Source organism: Lactobacillus taiwanensis DSM 21401, from assembly GCF_001436695.1.
Lineage (GTDB): Bacteria > Bacillota > Bacilli > Lactobacillales > Lactobacillaceae > Lactobacillus > Lactobacillus taiwanensis.
Genome location: NZ_AYZG01000017.1, coordinates 22,271 through 29,753 on the forward strand (window position 1 = coordinate 22,271; position 7,483 = coordinate 29,753).

Here is a 7,483-nt window from a genome sequence, read left to right on the forward strand (position 1 = left end):
TTATTTCCTTTCTAATCTCTTAGCGTCTACCTAATTCTGCAATAATCTCTTGATAAAATTCTTCTCTGCTCTTACCATCTTTTTTGATTTCTTTGCCAATTTTACCGTCCTTAATAAAAAGGATTCGGCTAGCATACGAAGCAGAATATGGATCGTGAGTTACCATTAAAATCGATACTCTATCCTTTTCATTTAATCCCTTCATAGTTTCAAGAAGCTCTGTAGCACTCTTAGAATCAAGTGCCCCAGTTGGTTCATCCCCATAAAGAATAGCTGGTTCATGAACTAATGCACGTGCTGCTGCAACACGTTGCTTTTGACCACCGGATATTTCTGCTGGATACTTATTTAAGATATGGTCAATCCCTAAACGCTTTGCAATCTTATCAACTTTAGGGTTAATCTCACTAGCTTTTACATTTTGCAAAGACAAAGGCAAAGCAATATTTTCACGATTAGTTAAATTTTCTAATAAGTTAAAATCTTGAAAAATAAAACCAATTTCTTGACCACGGAAGTCTGCCATTTGATTTTTATTTAAGCCAGTAATATCACGGCCATTAATGTATACATTTCCAGTTGTAGGTTGATCTAATGTAGATAAAATATTTAACAAAGTGGTTTTACCAGAACCAGATGCACCCATGATTCCAACAAATTCACCACGTTCCACATCAAAGCTAACGCCCTTTAAAGCTTGGTATTGTTTTTCACCTTTTTTACCATAAGTCTTAGTAATATTTTGAACTTGAACTACTTTACTCATTTTGTCTCCTTTTTCGTTATAGTGTATTACGTACCTGTTACACTATATAATACAGACACCACACAAAAAAGTAAAGCTTGTTTTTCAATTTTTTCTCTCTCTTTCGTAATATTGAAATAAATTAGACAATTTACGCAAAAACGTAAAAAGCTATTAAATCACGGTTTTAATACCACGATTTAACAGCTTTTTTGATAGTTATTTCTCTAATAACTTACTATGAATTATTTTAGTACTTAATATGCAAATTAAATACCAAACTAAAATTTTTATTAATAAAATTAACATTCTTTGGCTAAAAATATTACTGTTAACTATCCAATCTATTAAATTACTAATTGGAAGTAGTTCTGCAAAAAATTTTAACCAAGTAGGATATTCACTTACTGGAATAATCATCCCAGCTAAAATAATCAAACTACCCGTTACAATATTAGAAAGCCAGTAAGGATTCTCTTTCTTCATTCCCCATACAGCACAAAAATAAGCTAAGAGAACACTTATAAAGATTTCAAAGGGTAAAGCCAGAAAAAGCTTAGGAATAATATTTATTTTATTAAGCACTAGTAAACCTATTACTCCCAAAAAAATGGTTTCTAGAGAAAGGACAACTGCCGCAATTACAAATTTTACTAGCCAATAGTTTTGAAAAGTAGGTCTAATTGAAAAAATATCGTCCAGTAAATTAATATTTTGATCATAAACTGTGGACGCTACCACAATGCCAATACCTGTAGAAATACCTGTAGTAATCACACTTCCGACCAAAATCCGAGAATAATCTTGACTCGCTCCAAAGGCAATCAACAAAAACATAATTAGAGATACTAATGGTAACAGTAAATAATTAACTAAAATCACGTTAACATCGTCAAAAGTTCCAATCGAACGTAGAGTAACACGATAGGCAGCTTTCAAAATATGCTCAATCTCCCCTCTTTAAAAGATCGTTTAATTACAATATTAGTCATTAATTTAGATAAAACTCCAAAGACCACTACAACTAAAATGTAGCTCATTATCCAATTCCATTGAATAGATTCATGATAGATAATCCTAATTGGTAAAGTTAACGGACTTAGCATTTGAAAAGGTTTGATACTTGTTCTAATTGCGTTTGGAATACTTAAAAGTCCGGATAAAAGTAAAATTGGTAATAATAAAAGCTGTTCATAAACAATTGCATTCTTGCTTAAAACGAAAAATAAACTAATAAAATAGCTTAAAACTGCAGCTGCAATCCATAATAAGATGATTCCTACTAATAATTGAAAATCTAAGTAATTAACTGGCATTTTTAATAACCAAGCTTCTAATCCTGCTAAAGGAAAAGCAATTAAACCATACACAGAAGCTGGAATCAGAGTAGCCAGCAAAACTTTTTCTCTAGCTACCCCAGTATTTAATAGATATGGTAGTGTACCTTGGAACCTCTGAAAACCTAATGCACCAGCACTAGTAGTACATGATGCCCATGTTCCCATTACTCCCGCAATTAACCATTCTTTACCGTCATAAGTTTGCAAAACATAGTGAGCCAAATACTCATAAAGTAACATTGTAGTTGTTTCAATAATCACTAAATTTACAAAATAAGTATTTTTTATATATAAGCGTACTTGAAATAATGCTAATTTAATAAAAGACATATTACACCTGCCTTCTTTTCAACTGATCAGCTACTGCTAAATAGGCATCAGCTAAACTTGCATTATTTTCCACACCAGCAAATTTCTTTACTTCTTGAATTGACCCTTCAAAATGAATCATCCCACCGCCGATTAAAAAGATCCTATCAGCCAAGCTTTCAATATCTGACATGTTGTGACTAGTTAAAATAATACCTCGTTTTTCTGACGCTATTCTTTTAACTAATTGTCTAATCGAAATAACTGATTCAATATCTAAGCCTGCTGTTGGTTCGTCTAACATTAATATTTTGGGATGATTTACTAATCCACGAGCAATATGAAGTCGCTGCAGCATGCCTTTAGAATAAGCAGATACTTTCTTTTCAGCTACATCGACTAAATTAACAGTCTTCAAAGCTTCTTGAACACCGCTTTTAATATTTCTTTCTTTAACACCTACGACTCGAGCAAAAAATTCTAAATTTTCTCTCGCAGTAGCACCGTAGTAAAATCCACGATCACCACCAAAAACAATGCCCATCTTCTTCCTAGCTTTTCGTGGGTACTTAATCAGATCAACACCTTCTACTTCAACTTGTCCTGAAGTAGGAACTAAGTAATTAGAAATAGATTTAATGAGTGTTGTTTTGCCAGCTCCATTTGGTCCAACAAAAGAAATTACTTCTCCTGCATGTAATTCAAAACTAATATTTTTTATTGCATGAAATAATTTTTTCTTATCTTTATAATCATGTGTAATGTTGTCAGCTTTAAATATAGTATTTGTCATAATTTTCTAAAATTCCTATTGGATTAAATTTCAAATTCTTTATATCTTCTGTTACTACTTTTACTAACATATAGCATTACCTCTTTTTGATTTTTTATAAGCATATCATCGTATAAATTAATATTCAATAAAAATTTAATTATTTTTTTATTTTATTTTGTTACATCGATAAATTGTTATACTTCAATAACATAACAATTTATGAAATCTCTTTTATTTGCTATTATTTTTATAAGGTCTTATATTTATAAATGAAGGCAGTCTTCATAGAGAAGCAATAAATAACAAATATTAATTGCTGTTACTTTATATAAATATCTAGTAAATATATTAAGAAGAAGTTCTTGATATTCTGAATCATAGTAATAATTCACTATTTTCACTACTTTTTCCCGTCTATAGTTCAACAAAATTGAAAATAGTGAAACTTATTGTTAATAAATAAAATATAGTTTAACTAAATTCTTCAGGGAGCTGAATATACATTAATATAATTTTTTCAGTTTAAACTATGTATTACAAAGATAATAAATTTGTCACCCTATATACCCTTAAGTCGTGAGCTTTCCTATTCCCCCATAATTATATATGGCTTAAGTGATTTTCTTAATTAACTACCTTTGATACAATCAGTTTAATTTCATTTACAAGTGTAAAAATTTATTATGATTTCAGAGTAACAATAATATGCTCCACTTAATATTTATGTGCACGGTTAGTTAAAGTAATTCTCTCTATTGGGATATTACCGTGTTCAAATATCCTTAAGGTCACTTCGTTTTTCGAAGTGACCTTTTTTGTATTAAAATTGCTTTTTATTTAAAAAGAAATTATAATTTTCATACTATCAAATAAAGGACTGGTTATGATGATTTTTTAACTTATTAATCAATATAAAACTAAATTTATGAGAGTAGGTGAATTATTTGATCAACAACCAACCTAAAAAGACTAAAGCATTTATTGCAGGCGTAAATTTAAATGATCCTAACTTCGACTATTACATGACTGAATTAAGAGAATTAGCCTTAGCAAATAATCTAGACGTTGTAGGACAAGCTAGCCAAAAAGCTGAAAATATTGTTTCCGGAACTTATTTTGGAGTTGGAAAGATTAACCAAATTAAAAATATGGCGCGTGAATTATATGCCAAAGTTTTAGTTATTAATGATGAACTTTCTCCAACTCAAATTAGGAATATTGAAGGAATGACTAAGCTTAAAGTTCTAGATAGAACTGAATTGATTTTGGAAATCTTCTCTAATCGTGCTCGCAGTAGACAAGCAAAACTGCAAGTCCAACTTGCACGTCTTCAATATGAACTTCCTAGACTTCATCCATCTGAAAATAATCTAGACCAACAACGTGGTTCTGGTGGAGCAAGTGGTGGATTTGCGAACCGTGGTTCTGGTGAAACTAAGTTAGAATTAAATAGACGTACGATCGGTAAACAAATCAGTGCCATCAAAAAAGAATTAAAGGATATTAGTAAACAAGAAGAAATTAAATCTGCTAGAAGAAACAATTCTTGTCTTCCACAAGTGGCTCTTGTTGGTTATACAAACGCAGGTAAATCTACAACTATGAACGAATTACTGAATGTTTTTAGTGATGAGGCCAACAAAAAACAAGTTTTTGAAAAAGATATGCTATTTGCAACTTTAGATACAAGTGTTAGACGAATTGATTTAAAAGATGATTTAAGTTTTATTCTTTCAGATACAGTTGGTTTTATTTCTAAACTGCCACATAATCTTGTTGAATCTTTTAAAGCTACCTTGCAAGAAGCTAAAGATGCAGACTTGTTAATCAATGTCGTAGATGCCTCAGATCACAATATGGTGCAAATGGTTAAGACTACACAAAAGGTATTAGCTGAATTAAACATTACCGATATGCCAATGATTACAGCCTATAATAAAGCTGATTTAACAGAACGTAATTATCCTCAAATTGAAGGAAATGATATTTTATATTCTGCTAAAGATCCAGAATCAATTAGGCAATTAGCTAATTTAATTGTAAAAAGAGTATTTGATAATTATGAAAAGGTAAATTTAGTTTTACCACTGTCGGATGGAAAAAATTTGGCTTATTTACATGAATATGGTCAAATTTTAAGTGAAGACTTTAAAGATGATGGGATTCATGTAACAGTACGTCTATCTCCAAAAGATCTAGATAAATTTAAGACTAATGCTATATAGCAAATAAAAAGAGTAGATTTTGAAAATCTACTCTTTTTTCATATTATTTATAAATAATTACAGCTTCATTCTTTTCTATATTGTTCCAAACCTTCGGTGCGTCGCTTGGTTTCAAGTTTACGCAACCATATGAACCATCATTTAGATAAGCTGTCTTCGACCAGTTCTTTCTCCAACTATTATCGTGGAAACCACAGCCAGTTAAAGTGAATGGCATCCAATACTTAACATCAACTGCATATTTAGAGCCATCATCATTAGTTCCCTTTAGGACACTCGGCGATTCTTTATATTGAATATACCAAACTCCTGTTGGAGTTTCTAAATTTTTATGCGCAATTTTAGTTTCAACAGTTCCAGTAACAATCGTGTCTAAAGTTAAGACACACTTACCATTCTTATAAATCCACATTTTCTGATCGGTTAAGGAAACAACAATATAATTGTTACCAATTCCATTATTGCTTAATCCATAACCAGTCCCGTACGTGCTAAAACCTTCACCATAAATATAGTTTTTTCCATTAAGTTCCTTAACATTATCAGCTAGAGCATTTTCAACAGCGGCTACTAATTTTTTCTCATTAATTGCCCAACCGTAACTCTCATTTTTAACTTTTGTAGTCTGACCATTCGGAAGTTGGAAGTCATAAGATTTATGAAGTGTTGCTACTTCCTTATTAATATTATTTATTTTATCTTCTAATATTTTGGTATCAGAGAAGACATATTTATCATTCTCATAAGATACATTTGAAAATACTTCTGCCCTTTTAAATACAAAGTTTTTTCCATTAACGGTATATTTTACTTGACGATCCTTAATTTGATTGAGCTTATCTCGTGCTTTTAATAAAGTTTCATTTTTAAAATTCCACTTTTTATGACTAGGATAGCGAGTATGTTGACTTTCAAAGTAAGACTGTACCTGTTTATTAGTAATCACCTTATCACTAGTCTTTTTTAGAACAACTTTATCTCCTTCTAAAATAGCAGTATTCTTCGCATTTTTATTGATTTTAGAAGTAGCTTTTTTAACCGTTAATTTTCCAACTGGAACATCATAAATTACAACATTTGAATTAAAGTGACTGGCATTAAATTTTTCAGCCTCAGTATTTCTTTTCGATTGAAGATGTCCCAAAATTAACCAAGCTATTAGAATAATTGCTAAACCAATTAAAATACCTATCAGCCACTTACGATAGTTATTTGTGGGATAGGTATTTTTTTCTACATTTTTATTACTCATTAAAAATACCTAATTCCTAAAAAAAGTTCTTTTTATTATATCACAAAAAAGAAGGTTAATCTTCTGATTAACCTTCTAAAATAACTATATTTATTTCAATAAACTAGTTTACACGAATTGCGTAATCTGGCATAAAGTAACTAGAAATAGTAGCTTGAGTTACGTTTTGACCTGGTTGTGGTGCATGTACGTATTGGTTGTTCCCTACGTAAATAGCATCGTGGTAGTTACCCCACATTAAGATGTCACCAGCTTGTGCTTGGCTTACAGAAACGTGTTGACCTGCTCCTGCTTGTTGGTAAGTAGTACGTCCAACATTCTTACCAGCTTGGCTGTATGCGTATTGTACTAGACCTGAGCAGTCGTATGCGTTAGGACCAGTTGCGCCCCATACGTAAGGTTTACCAACTTGTGATTGAGCTGCACTAACCACAGTTTGTGCTACACTGCTGTTTGATTGAGTTGAAGCTTGTGGCTTAGCAGTTTGTGCTGGTGCTTGGCTTGAAGCTGCTTGTTGTTGAGCTGGCTTAGCAGCTGGTTGTGCAGTTTGTGCTTGTGGCTTAGCTGCGGTGTTAGTGTTTTGTGCTGGTGCACTGTAAGTAGTTGCAGCTGCTGCTTGTGCTACTGGAGCTTGTGCAGTTGCTGAAGTTGATTGTACCTTTGCTGCAGTATTAGTTTGTACGTAGTTAGTCTTTGCTGCTGGAGCAACATTAGTTGAAGCAGTGTTAGTTTGTACAGTAGTTTTAGCTGCTACTTGTGCTACTGGAGCTTGTGCAGTTGTTGAAGTTGATTGTACCTTTGCTGCAGTATTAGTTTGTACAGGTGCAGTTGCTACAG

The 7,483-nt window shown here is 31.8% G+C and carries 7 protein-coding genes; 1 reads left to right on the forward strand and 6 read right to left on the reverse strand.

Features of this window, described 5'->3' with window-relative positions:
• Positions 1-19 precede the first annotated feature (19 nt).
• The 4 genes from FD18_RS03320 to FD18_RS03335 form a co-directional block, all read right to left on the reverse strand.
• The gene (locus tag FD18_RS03320; protein ID WP_057718595.1) at positions 20-766 is read right to left on the reverse strand and encodes an ABC transporter ATP-binding protein; all 747 of its coding nucleotides are present in this window, start codon (positions 764-766) and stop codon (positions 20-22) included.
• Positions 767-964: 198 nt separating this feature from the next.
• Complete coding sequence (locus FD18_RS03325) at positions 965-1,684, reverse strand: hypothetical protein (RefSeq protein ID WP_057718596.1); 720 nt, start codon at positions 1,682-1,684, stop codon at positions 965-967.
• A complete protein-coding gene (locus FD18_RS03330; protein ID WP_057718598.1) occupies positions 1,681-2,415 on the reverse strand; it encodes an ABC transporter permease in 735 nt (244 codons plus the stop codon). Before FD18_RS03330 ends, FD18_RS03325 begins: the two co-directional genes overlap by 4 nt.
• A gap of 1 nt (position 2,416) precedes the next feature.
• Positions 2,417-3,187 carry an ABC transporter ATP-binding protein gene (locus tag FD18_RS03335; RefSeq protein WP_057718599.1) on the reverse strand — a complete coding sequence of 257 codons (771 nt, stop codon included), beginning with the start codon at positions 3,185-3,187 and terminating at the stop codon, positions 2,417-2,419.
• A 926-nt stretch (positions 3,188-4,113) separates the two neighbouring features.
• On the opposite strand from FD18_RS03335, the gene hflX reads away from it, so the two are divergent.
• Positions 4,114-5,394 (forward strand): GTPase HflX, encoded by a 1,281-nt coding sequence (gene hflX, locus FD18_RS03340; RefSeq protein WP_057718600.1) that lies wholly within the window; start codon positions 4,114-4,116, stop codon positions 5,392-5,394.
• Positions 5,395-5,437: 43 nt separating this feature from the next.
• Here the strand turns inward: hflX and FD18_RS03345 are convergent, their stop codons facing one another.
• Positions 5,438-6,646, reverse strand: coding sequence for a L,D-transpeptidase family protein (locus FD18_RS03345; protein WP_057718601.1), 1,209 nt, complete (start codon positions 6,644-6,646; stop codon positions 5,438-5,440).
• A 103-nt stretch (positions 6,647-6,749) separates the two neighbouring features.
• A partial coding sequence (locus tag FD18_RS10065; RefSeq protein WP_235499868.1) for a C40 family peptidase occupies positions 6,750-7,483 on the reverse strand: 734 nt, incomplete at its 5' end.

Bases quoted from the DNA above. Each gene is read 5' to 3' on its own strand.
- FD18_RS03345 (WP_057718601.1), bottom strand. From the start codon at position 6,646: ATGAGTAATAAAAATGTAGAAAAAAATACCTATCCCACAAATAACTAT.
- FD18_RS03330 (WP_057718598.1), bottom strand. From the start codon at position 2,415: ATGTCTTTTATTAAATTAGCATTATTTCAAGTACGCTTATATATAAAA.
- FD18_RS03335 (WP_057718599.1), bottom strand. From the start codon at position 3,187: ATGACAAATACTATATTTAAAGCTGACAACATTACACATGATTATAAA.
- FD18_RS03320 (WP_057718595.1), bottom strand. From the start codon at position 766: ATGAGTAAAGTAGTTCAAGTTCAAAATATTACTAAGACTTATGGTAAA.